Genomic DNA, 21,799 nt, shown 5'->3' with positions numbered 1-21,799 from the left:
GAGACGACCTATGGCTTATCAATCGCAAGACATCATTCGTCGTTCCGCCACTAACGGTTTCACCCCCGCGCCCCAGGCGCGGGACCACCAGGAAGAGGTGGCGAAACTCATCGACGTCACCACCTGTATCGGCTGTAAAGCGTGTCAGGTGGCGTGCTCCGAGTGGAACGACATCCGTGATGAAGTGGGCAATAACGTCGGGGTGTATGACAACCCGGCGGACTTAACCGCGAAATCCTGGACGGTGATGCGCTTCTCGGAAGTGGAACAGAACGACAAACTGGAGTGGCTGATCCGTAAGGATGGCTGTATGCACTGCGCCGATCCAGGCTGCCTGAAGGCCTGTCCGGCGGAAGGGGCGATCATTCAGTACGCTAACGGTATTGTCGACTTCCAGTCCGAGCAGTGTATCGGCTGCGGCTACTGTATCGCTGGCTGCCCGTTCAACGTGCCGCGCCTCAACCCGGAAGACAACCGCGTCTATAAATGTACGCTGTGCGTTGACCGTGTGGTGGTCGGCCAGGAACCGGCCTGCGTGAAGACCTGTCCAACCGGCGCCATTCATTTTGGCTCGAAAGAGGATATGAAAACGCTGGCGGGCGAGCGGGTGGCGGAACTAAAAACCCGTGGTTATGACAACGCGGGTCTGTACGATCCGGCGGGCGTAGGCGGTACGCATGTCATGTACGTGCTGCATCATGCCGACAAGCCGAATCTGTATCACGGTCTGCCGGAGAACCCGGAAATCAGCGAAACCGTTAAGTTCTGGAAAGGCGTCTGGAAACCGCTCGCCGCGTTCGGTTTTGCCGCGACCTTTGCCGCCAGCGTCTTCCACTATGTCGGCGTCGGCCCGAGCCGCGCGGAAGAGGAAGATGACAACCTGCATGAAGAGAAAGACGAGGTGCGCAAATGAAACGACGTGACACCATCGTGCGCTATACGGCGCCGGAACGCATCAACCACTGGATCGTCGCCTTCTGCTTCGTGCTGGCGGCGGTGAGTGGGCTGGGCTTTTTATTCCCATCCTTCAACTGGTTGATGCATATCCTGGGCACCCCACAACTGGCGCGAATTCTGCACCCGTTTGTGGGCGTGGTTATGTTTGCCTCGTTCATCATCATGTTTTTCCGTTATTGGCACCACAATCTAATCAATCGGGATGATATCTTTTGGGCGAAGAATATTCGTAAGATCGTCGTCAACGAGGAAGTGGGTGACACCGGGCGTTATAACTTCGGTCAGAAATGCGTATTCTGGGCGGCGATTATCTTCCTGGTGCTGCTGCTGGTAAGCGGGGTAATTATCTGGCGTCCGTACTTTGCGCCTGCTTTCTCAATCCCGGTGATCCGATTCGCGTTAATGTTGCATTCTTTTGCCGCAGTAGCGTTAATTGTGGTTATCATGGTGCATATCTACGCCGCCCTTTGGGTGAAAGGCACCATTACCGCGATGGTGGAAGGCTGGGTAACCCGGTCGTGGGCGAAGAAACATCACCCGCGCTGGTACCGAGAAGTCCGCAAGACAACGGAAAAAGAAACTGAATGAGTATTCGCATAATCCCGCAAGATGAGCTGGGGTCGAGCGAGAAACGTACGGCGGATATGATTCCGCCGTTATTGTTCCCCCGACTCAAAAACGTCTACAACCGCCGCGCCGAACGTCTGCGCGAGCTGGCTGAAAATAACCCGCTGGGCGATTACCTGCGCTTTGCCGCGCTTATCGCGCACGCGCAGGAAGTGGTGCTGTACGACCATCCGCTGGAGATGGATCTGACCGCACGCATTAAAGAAGCGAACGACCAGGGCAAGCCGCCGCTGGATATCCACGTGCTGCCGCGTGATAAGCACTGGCAAAAACTGCTGCATTCGTTAATTGCCGAGCTAAAACCCGAGATGAGCGGCCCCGCGCTGGCGGTGATTGAGAACCTGGAGAAAGCCTCAGAGCAGGAGCTGGAGCAGATGGCCAGCGCGCTGTTTGCCTCGGATTTTGCCTCCGTCAGCAGCGATAAAGCCCCGTTTATCTGGGCCGCGCTCTCCCTTTACTGGGCGCAAATGGCCAGCTTGATTCCAGGCAAAGCCCGCGCGGAATACGGTGAAGCGCGCCAGTATTGCCCGGTGTGCGGTTCGATGCCGGTCTCCAGCATGGTGCAAATCAGCACCACGCAGGGGCTGCGTTATCTGCACTGTAACCTGTGCGAAACCGAATGGCACGTCGTGCGCGTAAAATGCAGTAACTGCGAACAGAGCCGCGACTTACACTACTGGTCGCTGGAAAATGAGCAGGCTGCGGTGAAAGCCGAAAGCTGCGGCGATTGCGGGACTTACCTGAAGATTCTCTATCAGGAAAAAGACCCGAAAGTGGAAGCAGTGGCCGACGACCTCGCCTCGCTGGTGCTGGACGCGCGCATGGAACAGGAGGGCTTCGCCCGCAGTTCCATCAACCCGTTCCTGTTCCCGGGGGAAGGGGAATAAGTTCTCTGGTATACCGGCTAGCAATCTACGTTAGCCGGATCATTGCTCAATAACGCAATGCTTGTATAACGTTTCTCGGGTCGTTGGCAATGGCGCGAAGTAACGCTTTGGCTGGCCCTGTTGGTGAACGTCTTCCTTGCTCCCAGTTGCGCAGCGTATCCACGTTGACCGAAATCAGTTCTGCAAACTTAGATTGCGACAACCCAGATGCCTGCCGTATTTCTTTAATCTTCATTGCATCAATATGAAAGGTACGAGAAGGCTCACGGGTCCCTTCAATGATTTCATTCATTTGAGACATACTTTGAGTTAATCGCTCAAATAACACTTTATCCATCTACCACCTCTCATTCAGCATACGAAGCACCGCTTTTTCCTGCGGCGTGAGATCATCTTTAATGCCTTTTTGATAAATCAGAAGCAAGCGAATCTCATACCGTTGACTACGGTGAAAATAGATAATTCGCACGCCACTACGCTTTCCTTTGCCTCGCGCTCCCCAGCGCATTTTTCTCAGGCCGCCCGTTTCCTGAATGACATCACCACAATCTGGATGCTGAGCCATAAAAACCTGAAGCTTATGGTATTCATCATCATCGAGCAGTTTTTTAACATCTTCAGTAAAGAGTTCCGTTTCTATAAATTGCATATTCCATACGCCATTGGCTTATAGTAGTGAAAATAATCTATACGTCAATGGCGTATAGCATCATCATTTCACAGTACAAAAATTAAAAACCCAGCGCCAACCGCATTCCATTTTTTGCGAACCTCTATCCAGAATCATCATCCCCTCGTTTCACCACTTTCCATCCCCAACGAACCAGGTTATAAACTGTACATACATACAGTCAAAGGAGCGTTATATGCCACTGGAAAAAGGAATTGCCGAACTGGTCGCTGGGTTTATCGCCGCGGGACGCCCCTCTTCTCGCGAACAGAATATTGATGACCGGAGGGCGGGCTATATTGCCAGCACGTCGCTGGCGGGCGAGAAAGAGATTCGCGTAAAATCGGAAGATATCGTGCTGGAAGGGATGACATTTCGCGTCGTTTCGCCGCTAAACGCATCCGGTTCGCTACCCTGTATCCTCTACTATCACGGCGGCTGTTTTGTTAGCGGCGGCTTTCTGACTCATGACCCCCAGCTACGGCAACTGGCCTGGAAAAGCGGCTGTAGGGTGATTGCCATTCAGTATCGTCTTGCGCCAGAGCACACCTTCCCTGCGGCTCATGACGACGCTGAACGCGGGGCCAATATCGTCCATCAATACGCGGAGCAGTTAGGCATCGATCGTGAACGTATCACGCTTGCTGGCGACAGCGCTGGCGGGCATTTGGCATTGGTCAGCGCGCTACGCCTGAAATCCACCGCCCAATGGTCTCCGGCGAAGCTGCTGCTGATCTACCCGATGCTTGACGCTACTGCCAGTTTCCCCAGCTATGCCAGCAACGGGCAAGACTACATCATCACCCGCGATACGCTGCTATCGGGCTTCGAAATGTATCTCCACGGTACCGACCTCCGTCACCCGGAAGCCTAGTCCGATATGGCGTGAAGATTTTGCCGGTTTACCGCCGGTGCATATCCTCACCGCAGAGTTCGACCCACTGCGTGATGAAGGCGAAGCGCTATATCATCGTCTGAACGACCAGGGCGTGGCGTGTACTTGCCAGCGTTATCTCGGCGTTATCCACGGATTTTTCCAATTGGGCGGCGTGAGCAAGACGGCGCGGGACACAATACGCGACGTGGCCTGGCGCGCGGCCACTCGTGAATAAGCGCGGGCTCACACTACTCCTCCTCATTCCCGCCTTCTTCATACGGGCCGAACGGTTTCGCGGGTAGTACGATATAAATGCCTTCGAAAATTGCCCCGGCGGTCTCGCCGCCCAACAGTTCAACCTGCAACTGGACACGCGCTTTTTTACCCCGCGCCAGCCTGTCCAAATCACCGCTTAGCGAGCCCAAATCAGCCACGGCGTTTGGCTTTCCGCTAATCGGTTTACTGTAGCGAATATGGGCGTCAGCAAGAATAATCGTCCCGCCCAGGTGGCGTTCACGGAGCATCAGCCAGATAAGTCCCCATCCGGTCAGCGTCGCCAGGGAGAACAGGCTGCCGGCAAACACCGTGTGATGCGGATTTTGATTACCGGTTTCCGGCATCGTGGTAATAAATTTTTGCCCGGTGTACTGCTGAATGCGCACCCCCATCTTTTCGCTCAATGGAATGTGCTCATACCAGGCCTGCTGAAGCTGCCCGCACCAGTCACCGCGATGCAGGATATCATCCAGCGATGCTACCGGTTTAATCATCAGAAAATGGCGGATTGGCGTGGTTGTGGGCGTAGTAATCTCCCCCTGATTGACAAATCCGAGTTTGGCAAAGAACTCAACCGCATCTTCGCGCGCGCTGCAGGTGACGCGCTTAACGCCTTCCTGGCGGGCAACAGACTCCAGGGTCATCGCCATTAATGTCCCCAGCCCTTTATCCTGTACCGAGGGATGTACAGCCATAAAACGAATAGACGCCTCGTTATCTGCATTGATATACAGGCGGCCCACTGCAACTAAGTTTCCTTCTTCGTCCACCACCATTTGATGATGCGCCAACGCATCCCAGCCATCCCGTTCCGACCCTTTCGGCTGGTGCAGCGGTTTACGCAGCATCTCCCAGCGAAACTGGTAGTAACGTTCTAATTCTTCTTCTGTTTGCGGAACTCGAAGGTGATACATAGCCGTACTCTCTCTTGTTATCCGCGGCCACGCCGGAAGCTGACTCATACCTGGAGCCAGAATGTCACGGGACCGTCATTAACCAGCTCAACCTGCATATCGGCAGCGAAGCGTCCGGTTTGCGTGTTTATCGCCTGCTGGCGGCAGCGTTCGACAAAATATTCATAAAGCGCCTGCGCGCGATCCGGCGCAGCCCCGCCGGAAAAGCTTGGTCGCATACCGCGCTCGGTATCTGCCGCCAGCGTAAACTGCGACACCACCAGCACGCTGCCGCCAGCCTGTTGTACATTCAGATTCATCTTGCCGTCAGCATCGCTGAAGATACGGTATCCCAGCACGCGCTCGCACAGACGATTCGCTTTTTGTTCGTCATCTTCTTTTTCGACACCCAATAACACCAAAAGTCCTGGGCCGATTTCACCCGTCACCTCATCCTCCACGGTGACGCTGGCACGGGTTACGCGTTGAATTAATGCAATCATGGTTGGTCAGCTTCTTCTTGTTCTGCGGCTTGTTTGAGTTTTCGGTATTCCCCGAGAGTGACAGTTATTTCTGCGCCAAGCAAGACTATACACCAGGTCCAGTATACCCAGACAAACAGGATAGGGATCACTGCCAGTACGCCATAAATGAGCTGATATGACGGGAACATGGTGATATAAAGCGCGAAACCTTTCTTCCCGGCCTCGAACAGCAACGCTGCGACAAACGCGCCGACAAGGGCGTCACGGTTCGGTACGCGAGTTGTTGGGACAATACTGTAAAGTAACCAGAATGAGATCCACGAGAGCAGCAGCGGAAGGATGCGCAATACATTGTCGATGACCGTATTCAGATCGCTGGCCCAGCGTAAAGAAAGCAGATAGGAGCTGATCGCCAGACTGGCACCGGCGAGAAGCGGGCCGAGCGTGAGGATCATCCAGTACACCTCAAAAGAGTACACTTTTGGCCGTGTGCGTTTGCTGCGCCAGATAGTGTTTAAGGCGCTATCAATGGCGTACATCAACAGCAATGCCGTCACAATCAGTCCACAGGCGCCTACCGCCGTCATTTTGTTGGAGTTAGCGACAAACTGCTCAATATAGCGCTGAATCACGTCTCCGGTGGCTGGCATAAAGTTAGCAAAAATAAAATGGCGTAACTGAATGCTGACATCAGAAAACATCGGAAAAGCAGCGAAAAGGGCAAAAACGACGGCAATAAGCGGTACTAAGGAGAGTAATGAGACATAGGCGAGATTTCCCGCCAGAGTCGTCATATTATCCTCATCGATACGCTGCCATAATAGCTTGAGCCAGGCCCGAACAGGGCGCGTATGGCGTCCAGCTTTTTGGTGAACGGTTTTTAGCATAACAGCTTCGCGAAGTAGTCAGGGATGGTGGCTTTATCCTTCACCAGAATGCTGGTGATCCCCAGCTGGTTGGCCCCTTCTATATTATCGGCATTGTCGTCGAAAAAGACCGCATCGGCAGCGGAAAAACCTTCTTTCTGCAGGACGTGCTGATAAATACGCGCTTCCGGCTTACGCATTCCCAAGTCCTGCGATAAATAGATATGGTCGGCGGCAGCGCGCACCTCCGGGTATTCCTCCGGCCAGAAGTGGGTATGCAGTCGGTTAGTATTGGATAGCACCACCACGCGATGCCCCTGCTCGCGCAGTTTATGCATGATAGCAATCACTTCGGGCCGTAACCCGACAAATACCGCCTGCCAGCCGTGTGCAAATTGTTCATAACTGAGCGATAACGCCATTTCATGACAGAAAGCTTCAGCAAACGCTTCGTCCGTTATCTCACCGCGTTCATGTTGGTGAAAAGTCTCGCCCATCGTAAATTTTTGCTTCAGCGAAGCCAGCGGTACTCGACTCAGGTCGCTCCACACACCTAATACGCGGTTAAAGTCGATGTCGACAATCACATTACCTAAATCAAAGATGTAGAGCATGTCATTCTCCTTGCTAACCGGGGATGAATAACTGTAGCGGGAAAGGAGAAGTTTGACTATGTATCCCTTTATAAATCAATTAACAAAAAGACAATAGAAACGCAGACGATGTTCAATATCGCCTGCATCACAGCGCCGTTTTATTGGCCGGATAAAGCGCTGACGCGACCATCCGGCGCAAGGGCGCTTGTCACGCTGAAACGGCGTCGTCCAGCGAAGGACTCACCTGAACCACTTCGATTTGCTGGGATTGAAGTAAATTCTGTAATGCCGGACCTGGATACTCGTCCGTAAACAGAGCGGTAATCTGTGACACATTGCCGATCTCAACCGCCGCAGAAGCATGGTATTTCGTATGATCGGCGGCCAGCAAAATATGTCGCGAGTGGGACATCATGGTTTTCACTACGCTGGCTTCGTTGACATCAAACTCCAGTAACGCGCCATCGCTCTCTATCGCGCCTACGCTGGTGACGAGATAGTCCGCCCGGAACCCCGCCACAAACGCCGCCGCGGATGGCCCGATAATGCCGCTATTATGCGGGCGCAGCGTGCCGCCAGGCACCATCACTTCAAAACGAGGGTTATTATAAAGAATGTGCGCGACGCGCAGGCTATTGGTGATAATGCGCAGATGATTATGGTTGAGCAGCGCGCGCGCCACCTGCTCAACCGTCGTTCCAATCGTGATAAATATCGTGGAGCCATCCGGAATATAGTCAGCCACGGCTTCCGCAATGGCTTTTTTCTCTTGCGTCCAGGAGACCTCTCGCTGCTCAAAGGCGGTATTGACCACACTGGACGCTCTGCCAGCGCCGCCGTGATGACGCGTAATCAGCCCCTGCTCGCTTAATTTACGAATATCGCGGCGAACCGTCTGGGTAGAGACCTCCAACAAACTGGCTAACTCATCGATATTCATATAGCCGCGCTCATCAATTAGCATTAACAGCCGATCGTGTCGCGGATTACCGGTCAGTTCGGTAAGACTCATGAGCATTCCTCTAAAAGCTTCCTACTGCTCATATTATACAAAAAGTGACAAGAAAGATCGGGTTTGCTCACAATCAGGGATACCCGCCCGGCCACCCGGGCGCGTACACTTCAGCGCGGCAACGCCGCTGGCGAATCTGACAGCCTCTTCGATGGCGTATCCGCTTGCCAGGCCAAATGCCAGTGCGCCATGAAAAACATCGCCCGCGCCGGTAGTATCCACTACCTCCACGGTAAAACCCGGTTGGTGGCGTACCGCCGCTTTTTCCAACCAGTTGCAGCCTTCACTGCCTCGCGTGACATAGACATGTCCATTTGTGAGCATTTGTGCTTTTTTTAGCGCATCAATGGCTTCGCTCATCCCCGTCAGGCGTGCCAGCCCTGGCTCGGAGAAGGCGGCGTGGTCGCTTAACGCCACCAGCTCGCTAATATCCTGCGGCGTAATATCGCCATCAAGAACAGTCATGACGCCAGCCTGACGCGCCAGCGTAAACGCCTGTTTTGCGCCGTCATGCCAGCGCACATCCGCCAACACCACATCCCACTGCGAAAAATCGATGTCGTTAAGCCAGTCGGCGTCAGGTAATAAATCCGGGCTGGGATAATTAACGATAATCCGCTCTCCTTTGGCATCCACCATAATCGCTGACTGCGACGACATGGCCTGCGTGTAGCGGCGGGTATAGCGCGTATTTACCCCCAGGGATTCCAGTTCCGCCAGCAGGCTGTTTCCGGTGTCGTCATCGCCCACACGGCCAATAAAGTCCACCTGCGCGCCCAATTTCGCCGCAGCCACGGCAGCGGTCGCCGCAGGCCCGCCGCCCACTTCCGTATAGCGCTTCGCCACATATTTACCCCCTTCTGTCGGTAATCCTTCCACGTAATAGATGCGATCCATCACGGTAATACCTACACAAGCAATACGAACCATGGTCATTCCTCAAGCATTTTCGATGTGCTCATTTTAATTTCACGAAATGTTTAAAAAGTGACGGCTGTCAATTTTTTGACTATAAATTACAAATACGATCACAAATAGACAGAAAAAGGCTCATTAATGACAAAAAATGACACCACCGTGTTCAGGAGAACGATATGGCAGTTATAGCATTTATCGGGTTGGGACAGATGGGCTCTCCTATGGCGAGCAATCTGCTAAAGCAGGGCCATCAACTCAGCGTCTTCGATGTTAATCCCGACGCCGTACAGCGTCTGGTAGACAAAGGCGCGCAACCTGCAAGCAGCCCGGCTCAGGCAACCATCGGCGCTGAATTTGTTATCACCATGCTCCCGAACGGCGATCTGGTTCGTTCCGTTTTGTTTGGCGAGCAAGGCGTTTGTGAAACCCTTTCCCGTGAAGCGCTGGTCATTGATATGTCCACTATTCATCCGTTGCAAACCGATAAGCTGATTGCCGACATGCAGAGCAAAGGGTTCAGCATGATGGATGTGCCGGTAGGCCGGACATCCGACAACGCGATTACCGGCACATTGTTGCTGCTGGCAGGCGGTACGGCGGAGCAAGTAGAGCGCGCTACCCCTGTTCTGATGGCGATGGGTAATGAGCTGGTCAACACCGGCGGCCCGGGAATGGGTATTCGCGTAAAACTGATCAACAACTACATGAGTATTGCGCTAAATGCGCTCTCCGCCGAAGCCGCCGTGCTGTGTGAAGCGCTGGGGCTTTCCTTCGACGTGGCTTTAAAAGTGATGAGCGGCACTGCCGCAGGCAAAGGGCATTTCACCACCACCTGGCCGAATAAAGTGATGAAAGGGGATCTGTCTCCCGCCTTCATGATCGATCTGGCGCACAAAGATCTTGGCATCGCGTTGGATGTCGCCAATCAACTGCACGTACCGATGCCGCTCGGCGCCGCCTCCCGTGAAGTTTATAACCTGGCGCGGGCCGCAGGCCGCAGTCGGGAAGACTGGGCGCCATCCTGGAACAGGTGCGCATCAGCGCCGGGCTGACCGCCAACGTAAAAAAGTAACGACTGTATAAAGGAAAATTGAATGAACAACTACACCATCAAAGACATTACGCGAGCGTCCGGCGGGTTTGCCATGCTGGCTGTCGATCAGCGCGAGGCGATGCGTTTAATGTTTGCTGCTGGTGCGAAAACACCCGTTGCCGATAGCGTGCTGACGGATTTCAAAGTGAATGCGGCGAAAATTCTTTCCCCGTATGCCTCTGCCGTTCTGCTGGATCAGCAGTTCTGTTATCGCCAGGCCGTAGAACAAAACGCGGTCGCTAAAAGCTGCGCCATGATCGTCGCGGCGGATGATTTCATCCCGGGCAACGGTATTCCCGTTGATAACGTGGTCATTGATAAAAAAATTAATGCGCAGGCGGTAAAACGGGATGGCGCGAAAGCCTTAAAACTGTTGGTGCTGTGGCGCAGCGACGAAGACGCGCAGCAGCGTCTGGATATGATCAAAGAATTCAATGAATTATGTCACTCCAATGGTTTGCTGAGCATTATCGAACCGGTTGTACGTCCGCCGCGCTGCGGCGACAAGTTCGATCGCGAGCAGGCGATTATCGATGCGGCCAAAGAGCTGGGCGACAGCGGCGCCGATCTTTACAAAGTTGAAATGCCGCTCTACGGCAAAGGCGCGCGTTCCGATCTTCTTACCGCCTCACAACGCCTGAATGGGCATATCAATATGCCGTGGGTCATCCTCTCTTCCGGTGTGGACGAAAAACTGTTCCCTCGCGCGGTCAGGGTCGCCATGGAAGCTGGCGCATCCGGGTTCCTGGCGGGACGCGCGGTCTGGTCATCAGTGATTGGTTTACCGGATACCGAGCTGATGCTACGTGATGTTTCCGCGCCTAAATTGCAACGTCTGGGCGAGATCGTCGATGAAATGATGGCAAAACGTCGTTAATACGAGGATGAAAGAATGAAATGGTTTAACACGTTGAGCCACAACCGCTGGCTGGAGCAGGAAACCGACCGCATCTTTAATTTCGGTAAAAACGCCGTGGTGCCGACAGGCTTCGGCTGGCTGGGAAATAAAGGGCAAATTAAAGAAGAGATGGGCACCCATCTTTGGATCACGGCGCGTATGCTGCACGTTTATTCCGTGGCGGCGTCGATGGGCCGACCGGGCGCTTATGATCTGGTCGATCACGGCATCAAAGCCATGAACGGCGCGCTGCGCGATAAAAAATACGGCGGCTGGTATGCCTGCGTTAACGATCAGGGCGTGGTGGATGCCTCTAAGCAGGGTTATCAACACTTCTTCGCCCTGCTGGGCGCGGCCAGCGCCGTCACGACCGGGCATCCTGAAGCCAGGAAATTGCTGGATTACACCATAGAAGTGATTGAGAAATACTTCTGGAGTGAAGAAGAACAGATGTGCCTGGAGTCCTGGGACGAAGCCTTTAGCAAAACCGAAGACTACCGTGGCGGCAACGCCAATATGCACGCCGTCGAAGCGTTCCTGATTGTTTATGACGTTACCCATGACAAAAAATGGCTGGATCGCGCGCTACGTATCGCGTCGGTAATTATTCATGATGTGGCGCGCAACGGTGATTACCGCGTCAATGAACACTTCGATTCACAGTGGAACCCTATCCGCGACTACAACAAAGATAATCCTGCCCACCGTTTCCGCGCCTACGGCGGTACGCCAGGTCACTGGATTGAGTGGGGCCGTCTGATGCTCCATCTCCATGCTGCGCTGGAGGCCCGCTTCGAAACGCCACCCGCCTGGCTGCTGGAAGACGCGAAAGGTCTGTTCCATGCCACTATCCGCGACGCCTGGGCGCCAGATGGCGCAGACGGCTTTGTCTACTCAGTCGACTGGGACGGTAAACCTATCGTACGTGAACGCGTGCGCTGGCCGATTGTGGAAGCGATGGGTACGGCCTACGCCCTCTACACCCTGACGGGCGATAGCCAGTATGAAGAGTGGTATCAGAAATGGTGGGACTACTGCATTAAGTACCTGATGGACTATGAAAATGGTTCCTGGTGGCAAGAGCTGGACGCCGATAACAAAGTGACCACCAAAGTGTGGGACGGCAAGCAAGATATTTACCATCTGCTGCACTGTCTGGTCATTCCTCGTCTGCCACTGGCGCCGGGCCTGGCTCCAGCGGTCGCGGCGGGTCTCCTGGATATCAACGCGAAATAGGTCATGAGGATGGCAGCCATGCACAGCGGTGGAAAAACTATTCAGCTTAATGCGGGCCATTACCAGGCGAAAATCGTCACGGTTGGCGCAGGTCTGGCGGAACTGACCCATCATGGACGCCATGTGGTCATCCCGCATAAACCGGAAGAAATACCCATGGCGCATCTGGGGAAAGTATTGATTCCCTGGCCCAATCGCGTGACAAATGGCTGCTACTCCTATAACGGCAAGGTTTTCCAGCTTGCCGTTAACGACCCGGTTTCGCAGACCGCCATTCACGGTCTGTTAGCCTGGCGAGACTGGCAGATTAATTATCAGTCGGCGACGGAAGCGTCGCTAACGATTTTTCTGCCGCCCTCTTACGGCTATCCCTTTGCGTTGATATCGGAAGTGATTTATCGGTTAGATGCCGCCAGTGGGCTGCACGTATTGATTCGTACGCAAAACATTGGCGATGAATCAGCCCCTTATGGCGCGGGCGCACATCCTTATTTGACTTGTAATCTGCAAAGCATCGATAGCTGTGTATTAACACTGCCTGCAAGCGAAGAATTGCTCGCAGGCAGGGATTTTTCCGCATCATGCCTGCTCGGCGAAACGCGTCTTGATCATGCGGTTAAGACCGCGACTACCCCGGCTGAGTGGGAGGTCAGACTTACCAGCCCAACGCAGAACATGTCTACATTTTTACGCAGCAACCAACCCTGGCTACAGATCTATACCGGCGAAAAACTCAGCCGAAAAGGTCTCGCGGTAGAGCCTATGAGCTGCCCGCCCGATGCATTTAATTCCGGGATCGCGCTGATTCATCTTGCCCCAAAAGCGATCCATCAACTGCATTTTTCCATCGGCTGTGACTAGCCCAAATGGATTACCGAATTACCCTACATTCACGGAGATTACAATGAATTCTCTACCACAACGGTCAACCGATTTTGAACTGACAACATCACAGGATGGTTTTGCGCTTAGCTGGCAGCAGCGCCTGATTTTACGCCACAGCGCCGAAACCCCCTGTCTGTGGATTGGCGCGGGCGTTGCCGACATTGATATGTTTCGCGGCAACTTTAGTATCAAAGACAAACTTAACGAAAAGATTGCATTAACGGAGGCCACCGTCAGCGAGCCACCCGACGGCTGGCTGGTACAATTCAGCCGTGGCGCAACAATTAGCGCCACCCTTCGCATCTCCGCCGATGAGGCGGGACGCCTGACGTTGGATCTGCAAAACGACGACCTGCACCATAACCGTATCTGGTTACGCCTCGCGGCTAATCCAGACGACCATATCTACGGCTGCGGCGAACAGTTCTCTTATTTCGATTTGCGCGGCAAGCCGTTCCCGCTGTGGACCAGCGAACAGGGCGTTGGCCGTAATAAAACCAGCTATGTCACCTGGCAGGCAGACTGTAAAGAAAACGCCGGCGGCGACTATTACTGGACCTTCTTCCCCCAGCCAACCTTTGTCAGCACGCAGAAGTATTACTGCCACGTCGATAATAGCTGCTATATGAATTTCGACTTCAGCGCGCCGGAGTATCACGAACTGGCGCTGTGGGAAGATAAAACTACGCTGCGTTTTGAGTGTGCCGACACCTACATCGCCCTGCTGGAAAAACTGACTGCGCTGTTAGGCCGCCAGCCGGAGCTGCCGGACTGGGTTTATGACGGCGTCACGCTAGGCATTCAGGGCGGTACGGAAGTTTGCCAGCAAAAACTGGATACCATGCGCAACGCAGGCGTAAAAGTGAACGGTATTTGGGCGCAGGACTGGTCCGGCATTCGTATGACCTCTTTCGGCAAACGCGTGATGTGGAACTGGAAGTGGAATAGCGACAACTATCCACAGCTGGATAGCCGTATCAAACAGTGGAAAGAAGAAGGCGTCCAGTTCCTCTCTTATATCAACCCATACGTCGCCAGTGATAAAGACCTCTGCGCCGAGGCGGCGAAACACGGCTACCTGGCGAAAGACGCCACGGGCGGCGACTATCTGGTCGAGTTTGGCGAATTCTATGGCGGCGTGGTCGATCTGACCAATCCTGAAGCTTACGACTGGTTCAAAGACGTCATCAAAAAGAACATGATCGCGCTCGGCTGCAGCGGCTGGATGGCGGATTTCGGCGAATATCTGCCGACCGACACGTATCTGCACAACGGCGTCAGCGCCGAGATCATGCATAACGCCTGGCCCGCACTGTGGGCGAAGTGTAACTACGAAGCGCTACAGGAGACCGGCAAGCTCGGCGAGATCCTGTTCTTTATGCGTGCGGGTTACACCGGCAGTCAGAAATATTCCACCATGATGTGGGCAGGAGACCAGAACGTTGACTGGAGCCTTGATGATGGTCTGGCCTCTGTCGTGCCTGCGGCATTGTCGCTGGCGATGACCGGCCACGGTCTGCATCACAGCGATATCGGCGGCTACACCACCCTGTTTGACATGAAACGCAGCAAAGAGTTGCTGCTGCGCTGGTGCGATTTCAGCGCCTTTACGCCAATGATGCGCACCCATGAAGGCAACCGCCCCGGCGATAACTGGCAGTTTGACGGCGACGCGGAAACTATTGCCCACTTTGCCCGCATGACCACCGTCTTTACCACGCTGAAACCGTATCTCAAGCAGGCGGTGGCGCAAAACGCGGCTACCGGTCTGCCGGTCATGCGTCCGCTATTCCTGCACTACGAGAACGATGCCACAACCTACACCCTGAAATATCAATATCTGCTCGGTCAGGATCTGCTGGTCGCGCCGGTTCACGAGCAGGGGCGTTGCGACTGGACGCTGTACCTGCCGGAAGATCACTGGGTGAATATCTGGACCGGCGAAGCTCACCACGGCGGTGAAATTACCGTGGATGCGCCCATTGGCAAGCCGCCGGTCTTCTATCGCGCGAAGAGCGAGTGGGCTTCACTTTTTGCTTCTTTACGGAATATCTAATACGGCTCGCCCGCAGGGAAACCTGCGGGCAGATGGAGAAGAATAATGAGTCAAACATCATCGAATCCGGCAACCCTACGCTTGCCGTTTAAAGAAAAACTTGCCTACGGACTGGGGGATTTAGGTTCCAATATCCTGTTAGATATCGGGACCCTCTATTTACTCAAATTTTATACCGATGTGCTGGGTTTACCAGGGACTTACGGCGGAATCATTTTCCTGATCGCCAAATTTTTTACCGCATTTACCGATATGGGTACCGGCATTATGCTCGACTCGCGGCGTAAAATTGGTCCGAAGGGCAAATTCCGCCCGTTCGTGCTTTACGCGGCATTTCCGGTAACGCTACTGGCGATTGCTAACTTTGTCGGCACACCGTTTGAGGTGACGGGAAAAACCGTCGTCGCAACGATGCTGTTTATGCTGTACGGGCTGGTTTTCAGCATGATGAACTGCTCGTATGGCGCGATGGTGCCCGCGATTACCAAGAACCCGGATGAACGCGCCTCGCTTGCCGCCTGGCGTCAGGGCGGCGCCACTCTCGGCCTGCTGCTGTGTACCGTTGGCTTTGTGCCGGTCATGAACCTGATCGAAGGCAATGCCCAGCTCAGCTATATTTTCGCCGCCACGCTATTTTCATTGTTTGGCCTGCTATTTATGTGGCTGTGCTACGCCGGCGTTAAAGAGCGCTACGTCGAAGTGAAACCTGTCGATAACGCGCAAAAGCCCGGATTATTGCAGTCGTTCCGCGCCATCGCCGGTAACCGTCCGCTGTTTATTCTGTGTATCGCCAACCTTTGTACTCTCGGCGCCTTCAACGTCAAACTGGCGATTCAGGTTTATTACACCCAGTACGTTCTTAACGACCCGATCCTCCTCTCCTGGATGGGCTTCTTTAGCATGGGCTGTATTTTTATCGGCGTCTTTTTGATGCCCGGCGCAGTCAGGCGTTTTGGCAAGAAGAAAGTCTATATCGGCGGGCTGTTAATATGGGTGGCGGGCGATCTGCTCAACTACTTCTTTGGCGGCGGCTCGGTCAGTTTTGTCGCCTTCTCCTGCCTGGCGTTCTTCGGTTCCGCCTTCGTCAACAGCCTGAACTGGGCGCTGGTTTCCGACACGGTGGAGTACGGTGAATGGCGCACCGGCGTCCGCTCGGAAGGGACGGTTTACACCGGCTTCACGTTCTTCCGTAAGGTCTCCCAGGCGCTGGCAGGGTTCTTCCCCGGCTGGATGCTGACACAAATCGGTTATATCCCGAATGTGGTGCAATCGGCAGGCACCGTCGAAGGCCTACGCCAGTTGATCTTTATTTATCCTTGCGTGCTGGCGGTCATCACCATTATTGCGATGGGCTGTTTCTACAACCTCAACGAGAAGATGTACGTGCGAATTGTGGAAGAGATTGAGGCCCGGAAACATACGGTTTAACAACAATAAAATATAACGCCCTGCGGGGCGTTTTGAGAGGCGATTATGTCTAATCATGATCCGCTAACGCTAAAGTTGAGCCTGCGGGAAAAATGCGCCTATGGCGTGGGCGATTTCGGCTCAAATCTGATGCTGTGTATCGGTACGCTGTATCTACTGAAGTTTTATACCGATGAACTCGGGATGCCTGCATATTACGGTGGAATTATCTTTCTGGTGGCGAAATTCTTCACCGCTTTTACCGATATGCTCACCGGCGTATTGCTGGATTCACGCCGTAATATTGGCGCAAAAGGAAAGTTTCGGCCTTTTATTCTGTATGCGTCATTTCCAGTCGCTCTGGTTGCTACTGCGCAATTCTTTGCCACTCACTTTACTTTACCCGTTAAAACAGCCTTCGCGACGGTGCTGTTTATGTTGTTCGGTCTGTTCTACAGCCTGATGAACTGCTCATACGGCGCGATGGTACCCGCTATTACCAAAAATCCGCATGAGCGCGCCCAGCTCGCCGCATGGCGACAAGGCGGCGCTACCATTGGCCTTCTTCTTTGTACCGTAGGTTTTATGCCCATTCAGGCGCTGTTTACCCGTTCCCCTTCGCTGGGTTATCTGATTGCAGCAGTCATCTTTTCGGTCTGCGGGCTGTTCAGCATGTGGTGGTGCTTTAGCGGGGTGAAAGAACGGTATATCGAAACCGTGCCTGACACGCATAAACCCAGCATATTGAAATCCTTCTGCGCGATTTTTCGTAATCCGCCGCAGCTGGTGCTCTGCGTCGCCAATTTGTGCACGCTGGCCGCTTTTAATATCAAGCTGGCCATTCAGGTTTATTACACTCAGTACGTGCTGAACGATATTCATTTGTTGTCATGGATGGGTTTTTTCAGCATGGGCTGTATCCTGATTGGTGTTTTATTAGTACCAGCTGCGGTAAAACGCTTCGGGAAAAAACAGGTTTATCTTGGTGGTCTGATATTGTGGGCCGTTGGCGATATCCTGAATTTTATCTGGGGTGGAACGTCATTCCTGTTTGTTATTTTCTCTTGTATCGCCTTCTTCGGTACCGCTTTCGTCAACAGCCTGAACTGGGCGCTGGTTCCGGATACGGTTGACTACGGTGAATGGAAAACGGGTATTCGCGCTGAAGGCTCGGTGTATACGGGTTATACCTTTTCCCGCAAAATTTCCGCTGCGCTTGCTGGCTTTTTGCCAGGTATTATGCTGACGCAAATCGGTTATATCCCCAACATAGCTCAAAGTGACACCACGTTGCTTGGTTTGCGTCAGCTCATTTTTTTATGGCCTTGCGGTCTTGCCATTATCGCAGCACTAACGATGGGCTTTTTTTATAAGCTCAATGAACAACGTTTCGCTTTTATTATCGAGGAAATTGCCCAACGAAAGAAAACAGGTAATCAAATTGTCGCGACTAATAATAAACAAAGTATTTCTACTGTAAATAATTAAACGACGCTTGCCGCTTTATCCATCCCGATGGATGGCGGCTTCCCTATATTTGAAAAATGGATTTATTATGAAATCTCTGAATACTCTAGTGATATTAACTTCAGTAATATCCACCTCTGTTTTTGCTGGCGCTTATGTAGAAAACCGTGAAGCCTATAACCTGGCGTCTGACCAAATGGAGTTTATGCTGCGCGTCGGCTATAACTCCGATATGGGGGCCGGAATTATGTTGACCAATACCTATACGCTACAGCGTGATGATGAATTAAAGCACGGTTATAATGAGATTGAGGGCTGGTATCCATTATTTAAACCTACAGATAAATTAACCATCCAGCCTGGCGGGTTAATAAACGACAAAAGCATTGGTTCCGGCGGCGCCGTCTATCTGGATGTTAACTATAAATTTACCCCGTGGTTTAATCTTACGGTACGTAACCGATATAATCACAATAATTATAGTTCAACCGATTTGAATGGCGAACTGGATAATAATGACAGCTATGAAATCGGTAACTATTGGAATTTTATCATTACCGATAAATTTTCTTATACCTTTGAACCACACTATTTTTATAACGTTAATGATTTTAATAGTAGTAATGGTACGAAGCATCATTGGGAAATCACTAATACCTTCCGTTATCGTATCAATGAACACTGGTTGCCCTACTTTGAATTACGCTGGTTAGATCGTAACGTGGGCCCCTACCATAGAGAGCAAAACCAGATTCGTATCGGGGCGCAGTATTTCTTCTGATATTATCGCCTCTATTTTCCGAATCTGCATCACAGCGGGTAGTTGTTCTGCCCGCTCATTCATCCTGAATCAGACTCCCGATATCCCGCCTCTAAGCGCCATGATAATATTCGCAAAGCGTTTTACCATATTCATGCTTATAGAGAAGGGAAACAAATGAATAAGCGATTTAATATTGATTGGGACAATGAATTAACCCAGGAACAGCTCATTAATTTGATTTTAACCGATGAAGATCTGCCAAAGCTTCGCTCACTGACCATTGGTAACTGGGGTGATTGTTGGGAAGACGAAACCTGCCAGCCTATTATTGATATGATTGTGGAGAACGCCCCCCGCTTTACTCACCTGGAATCACTGTTTATCGGTGATATGGAGAGCGAAGACTGCGAGATCTCCTGGATTAAACAAGGTGACTATTCCAGGCTCTATGTGGCGTTACCCAATCTGAAAGAACTGATTATTAAGGGCGCGTCGGATCTGCGACTGGGCGCTATACATCATGAGAAACTGGAGCACCTGGAAATCATTTCCGGCGGCATCCCTTCTAACGTGCTTGCCGAACTACAAAATGCGCAGCTCCCTGCATTAAAAACGCTGAAGCTCTTCCTGGGCGTAGAGGGATACGGTTTTGACGGTTCGCTGGATGACGTGATGGCGCTGGCATCGAAAGCTCTTTTCCCTCAGCTCACCCATCTGGGGTTGATGAACAGCGAAGAGCAGGATGATATCGCCCGCCGGGTGCTGGCAAGTAATATCCTGCCGCAGCTTAACGTGCTGGAACTCTCATGCGGTACCTTAACGGACAACGGCGCAGAGGCGCTGCTGGAGCATAAAGACCGAATTGCGCATCTGGAAACACTCGATCTCCACCACCACTATTTGACGCCGGAGATGCAGGAAAAGCTAAAAGCCACACTGCCGATAAACTTGAATCTTTCAGAAGCTCTGGAGCCTGATGATTACGATGGCGATATTTATATGAATGCGATGTACACCGAGTGATTGTGTAGGGGAATGTGCACATTCCCCTACTCACTGATAAAGGGATTTATTGTGATTACGCTCATTGGCCCCCATCAGAGCAAGCGCACGCATTATTTTATGCAGGCTGCCGCCACACTTGGGGAATCCGTCACGGCGCTGACTCATCCGCAAGCGCTGGACGCTTCGCTGACCTCTGGCATCGTTAAAATCGACCCGCCAGTACACAGTGAAACAGACATCCGCAAAATAAACGCGATCGGTCTGGACTATATCCATTTTTTGCAGAACATGGCGGCGCGTCCTGGCGTCACCTGGCTTAACCATCCGGCGGGCCTCATTCACCTGTTGGATAAAAAACGCTGCAAGCGGCGCTTACTGGAACACGGCATCCCCACGCCGCCGTTGGTAGCGGAAGACGTAAAAAGTTTTGTACAGCTCACCGCCATCATGGAGGAAAAAAGGGTCGCCAGCGTGTTCATTAAGCCCTCGCTGGGTTCTGGCGCGGCGGGCGTTATCGCTTTGCGCCGCCACCCTGATGGCATAAAGCAGGTGCTTTACAGCGCGATTGCCATATCAGGACAACAGCTATTTAACAGCAAAAAAATCCAACAGTATCGTCAGAAAGAAGATATCCAGCTCATTATTGATGGCGTTCTTCAGCAGGAAAACCTCGTCGAACAGTGGCTGCCCAAAGCCAACGTAAAGCATAAAACCTATGATTTACGCATCGTCTGCCTGGATGGCGAAATTATCTGGCGAGTGGTCAGAACCTCCTCGCAGCCCATTACTAACTTACATCTGCAAAACCAGGCTTACTGCTTCGAAAGTCTGGAGTTATCTGCCGCAAAAGTGACTGAGATCGATACGCTCTGTCAAAATGCCATGCGGCTTTTCCCCGGCATTCGCTTAGCGGGTATTGATGTTTTACTTACCACCAGCCTGACGCCGTATATTATTGAAATTAATGGCCAGGGTGATTTGATTTATCAGGATGCGCAGCAGAATAATCTAATTTATCAGGCGCAAATCCGGGCCATGAGGAAGCAAAATGTATAATTCAATGGATGAAGTCCCCGTCTCGCTGCACGCGTCGATTGACACAGGCGATGGCGAATTCGATATGAATGCGCTAATTAGTAATAACGCTCATATTCTTTTTATTGTGCTGGACTCGTTACGCTACGATATTGCGCTTCAGGAACAAACCGCCGGAAATACGCCAAACCTTAATCATTATGGACAATGGACGAAATGCGAGGCGGCCGGTAATTTTACCTGGCCTTCGCATCACGCCATGTTTTCAGGTTTTATGCCAAAACCTATTGATGATACCGTTAATCAGACCATGCTGTTTTTCCCAAAAGATATCGGACTTGGTCGTAAAGGGCCGAAAAATGCATTTGCCTTTGATGACGCAACATGGATAAAAAGTCTGGAAAATAAAGGCTACCAGACCATCTGTATTGGCGGCGTCTCTTTCTTTAATAACCGCTCCGGCATGGGAAAAGTGTTCCCGTCGATGTTTAAAGAGAGTTACTGGCATCCACGCTTTGCCTGTACGGTTAAAGAAAGTATGGATAACCAAATCCATTATATCCAGAAAATCATGGCCGAGCGTGCTGGCAACCAACCGGTCATGATGTATATCAATATCGACACGATTCATTACCCTAACCATTTTTACGTTGAGGGCGCGGCCCCTGGCGATACCGTTGAGACTCATGCCGCCGCGCTACGCTATATCGACGCCCGCATCGACGGATTACTAAACATTTTCCGCCAAACCGGCGGCGAAACGTTCGTTATTGTCTGTTCCGATCACGGTACCTGCTATGGCGAAGACGGGAAATATTTCCATAGTTTTAATCATCCGATCGTTAATACCGTTCCCTATATGCATTTCTTGCTGAGCTGTAATCATTAAT

General features: G+C 52.3%; 21 protein-coding genes and 2 pseudogenes. 15 read left to right on the top strand and 8 right to left on the bottom strand.

The annotated features are described in order from the left end of the window. Positions 1–10 precede the first annotated feature (10 nt). The 3 genes from fdxH to fdhE are packed head-to-tail and all read left to right on the top strand — an operon-like array spanning position 11 to position 2,471. Positions 11–913 carry a formate dehydrogenase subunit beta gene (gene fdxH / locus ACLJRU_RS19850; RefSeq protein ID WP_001541228.1) on the top strand — a complete coding sequence of 301 codons (903 nt, stop codon included), beginning with the start codon at positions 11–13 and terminating at the stop codon, positions 911–913. Further along, a complete protein-coding gene (gene fdoI / locus ACLJRU_RS19845) occupies positions 910–1,545 on the top strand; it encodes a formate dehydrogenase cytochrome b556 subunit (RefSeq protein WP_000829025.1) in 636 nt (211 codons plus the stop codon). Before fdxH ends, fdoI begins: the two co-directional genes overlap by 4 nt. Beyond that, positions 1,542–2,471, top strand: a complete 930-nt coding sequence (fdhE, locus tag ACLJRU_RS19840) for a formate dehydrogenase accessory protein FdhE (protein ID WP_001541226.1) — start codon at positions 1,542–1,544, stop codon at positions 2,469–2,471. The genes fdoI and fdhE overlap by 4 nt, the downstream gene beginning before the upstream one ends. Positions 2,472–2,517: 46 nt before the next feature. Here fdhE and ACLJRU_RS19835 read toward each other — a convergent pair whose 3' ends face one another. Beyond that, complete coding sequence (locus ACLJRU_RS19835; protein WP_000362050.1) at positions 2,518–2,808, bottom strand: helix-turn-helix domain-containing protein; 291 nt, start codon at positions 2,806–2,808, stop codon at positions 2,518–2,520. After that, positions 2,809–3,120: a cytotoxic translational repressor of toxin-antitoxin stability system gene (locus tag ACLJRU_RS19830; RefSeq protein WP_001159630.1), complete on the bottom strand. Its 312-nt coding sequence runs from the start codon at positions 3,118–3,120 to the stop codon at positions 2,809–2,811. It lies immediately after the preceding gene. A 217-nt stretch (positions 3,121–3,337) separates the two neighbouring features. On the opposite strand from ACLJRU_RS19830, the pseudogene ACLJRU_RS19825 reads away from it, so the two are divergent. Further along, positions 3,338–4,253 (top strand): annotated as a pseudogene (locus tag ACLJRU_RS19825) (alpha/beta hydrolase). A gap of 13 nt (positions 4,254–4,266) precedes the next feature. On the opposite strand, the gene fabY reads toward ACLJRU_RS19825, so the two are convergent. The 6 genes from fabY to ACLJRU_RS19795 form a co-directional block, all read right to left on the bottom strand. Further along, positions 4,267–5,208: a fatty acid biosynthesis protein FabY gene (gene fabY, locus ACLJRU_RS19820; protein WP_001518251.1), complete on the bottom strand. Its 942-nt coding sequence runs from the start codon at positions 5,206–5,208 to the stop codon at positions 4,267–4,269. A 44-nt stretch (positions 5,209–5,252) separates the two neighbouring features. Further along, positions 5,253–5,690 carry a D-aminoacyl-tRNA deacylase gene (dtd, locus tag ACLJRU_RS19815; protein ID WP_000560969.1) on the bottom strand — a complete coding sequence of 146 codons (438 nt, stop codon included), beginning with the start codon at positions 5,688–5,690 and terminating at the stop codon, positions 5,253–5,255. After that, positions 5,687–6,559, bottom strand: coding sequence for a virulence factor BrkB family protein (locus tag ACLJRU_RS19810; protein WP_023235429.1), 873 nt, complete (start codon positions 6,557–6,559; stop codon positions 5,687–5,689). The genes dtd and ACLJRU_RS19810 overlap by 4 nt, the downstream gene beginning before the upstream one ends. Beyond that, on the bottom strand, positions 6,553–7,152 hold the full coding sequence (gene yihX / locus ACLJRU_RS19805) for a glucose-1-phosphatase (protein ID WP_000965695.1): 600 nt from the start codon (positions 7,150–7,152) through the stop codon (positions 6,553–6,555). Before yihX ends, ACLJRU_RS19810 begins: the two co-directional genes overlap by 7 nt. A gap of 190 nt (positions 7,153–7,342) precedes the next feature. Continuing rightward, complete coding sequence (locus ACLJRU_RS19800) at positions 7,343–8,146, bottom strand: DeoR/GlpR family DNA-binding transcription regulator (protein WP_000059694.1); 804 nt, start codon at positions 8,144–8,146, stop codon at positions 7,343–7,345. A 33-nt stretch (positions 8,147–8,179) separates the two neighbouring features. Continuing rightward, positions 8,180–9,076: a sugar kinase gene (locus tag ACLJRU_RS19795; RefSeq protein ID WP_001520529.1), complete on the bottom strand. Its 897-nt coding sequence runs from the start codon at positions 9,074–9,076 to the stop codon at positions 8,180–8,182. Positions 9,077–9,240: 164 nt separating this feature from the next. Between ACLJRU_RS19795 and yihU the strand changes: the two are divergent. From yihU to ACLJRU_RS19740, 11 genes and pseudogenes are all read left to right on the top strand, one after another. After that, positions 9,241–10,136: pseudogene (gene yihU / locus ACLJRU_RS19790) on the top strand (sulfolactaldehyde 3-reductase). A 22-nt stretch (positions 10,137–10,158) separates the two neighbouring features. Then, positions 10,159–11,034: a sulfofructosephosphate aldolase gene (gene yihT, locus ACLJRU_RS19785; RefSeq protein ID WP_001541221.1), complete on the top strand. Its 876-nt coding sequence runs from the start codon at positions 10,159–10,161 to the stop codon at positions 11,032–11,034. Positions 11,035–11,049: 15 nt separating this feature from the next. Next, positions 11,050–12,291 carry a sulfoquinovose isomerase gene (gene yihS, locus ACLJRU_RS19780; protein WP_000870942.1) on the top strand — a complete coding sequence of 414 codons (1,242 nt, stop codon included), beginning with the start codon at positions 11,050–11,052 and terminating at the stop codon, positions 12,289–12,291. 3 nt (positions 12,292–12,294) lie between these two features. Next, complete coding sequence (locus tag ACLJRU_RS19775) at positions 12,295–13,152, top strand: aldose-1-epimerase (protein WP_001541220.1); 858 nt, start codon at positions 12,295–12,297, stop codon at positions 13,150–13,152. Between the two features lie 43 nt (positions 13,153–13,195). Then, positions 13,196–15,232: an alpha-glucosidase gene (locus tag ACLJRU_RS19770; RefSeq protein ID WP_023235425.1), complete on the top strand. Its 2,037-nt coding sequence runs from the start codon at positions 13,196–13,198 to the stop codon at positions 15,230–15,232. Between the two features lie 45 nt (positions 15,233–15,277). After that, positions 15,278–16,660 (top strand): MFS transporter, encoded by a 1,383-nt coding sequence (locus tag ACLJRU_RS19765; RefSeq protein ID WP_000084250.1) that lies wholly within the window; start codon positions 15,278–15,280, stop codon positions 16,658–16,660. A gap of 45 nt (positions 16,661–16,705) precedes the next feature. Next, complete coding sequence (locus ACLJRU_RS19760; protein WP_000064892.1) at positions 16,706–18,127, top strand: MFS transporter; 1,422 nt, start codon at positions 16,706–16,708, stop codon at positions 18,125–18,127. Between the two features lie 67 nt (positions 18,128–18,194). Then, complete coding sequence (gene ompL, locus ACLJRU_RS19755; protein ID WP_001541218.1) at positions 18,195–18,887, top strand: porin OmpL; 693 nt, start codon at positions 18,195–18,197, stop codon at positions 18,885–18,887. A 156-nt stretch (positions 18,888–19,043) separates the two neighbouring features. After that, the gene (locus ACLJRU_RS19750) at positions 19,044–19,892 is read left to right on the top strand and encodes an STM4015 family protein (protein WP_038394066.1); all 849 of its coding nucleotides are present in this window, start codon (positions 19,044–19,046) and stop codon (positions 19,890–19,892) included. 12 nt (positions 19,893–19,904) lie between these two features. Then, entirely contained in the window at positions 19,905–20,930 is a 1,026-nt protein-coding gene (locus ACLJRU_RS19745) for an STM4014 family protein (protein WP_001541215.1), read from the top strand. Beyond that, the gene (locus tag ACLJRU_RS19740; protein WP_000282790.1) at positions 20,923–21,798 is read left to right on the top strand and encodes an STM4013/SEN3800 family hydrolase; all 876 of its coding nucleotides are present in this window, start codon (positions 20,923–20,925) and stop codon (positions 21,796–21,798) included. The genes ACLJRU_RS19745 and ACLJRU_RS19740 overlap by 8 nt, the downstream gene beginning before the upstream one ends. The last annotated feature ends 1 nt before the right edge of the window (position 21,799 follow it).

This window comes from Salmonella sp. SAL00653, from assembly GCF_046552515.1.
In the GTDB taxonomy this organism is placed as follows: domain Bacteria; phylum Pseudomonadota; class Gammaproteobacteria; order Enterobacterales; family Enterobacteriaceae; genus Salmonella; species Salmonella enterica.
The sequence above is the reverse complement of the archived record's forward strand: the minus strand, read 5'-3'. Positions and strand labels throughout refer to the sequence as shown.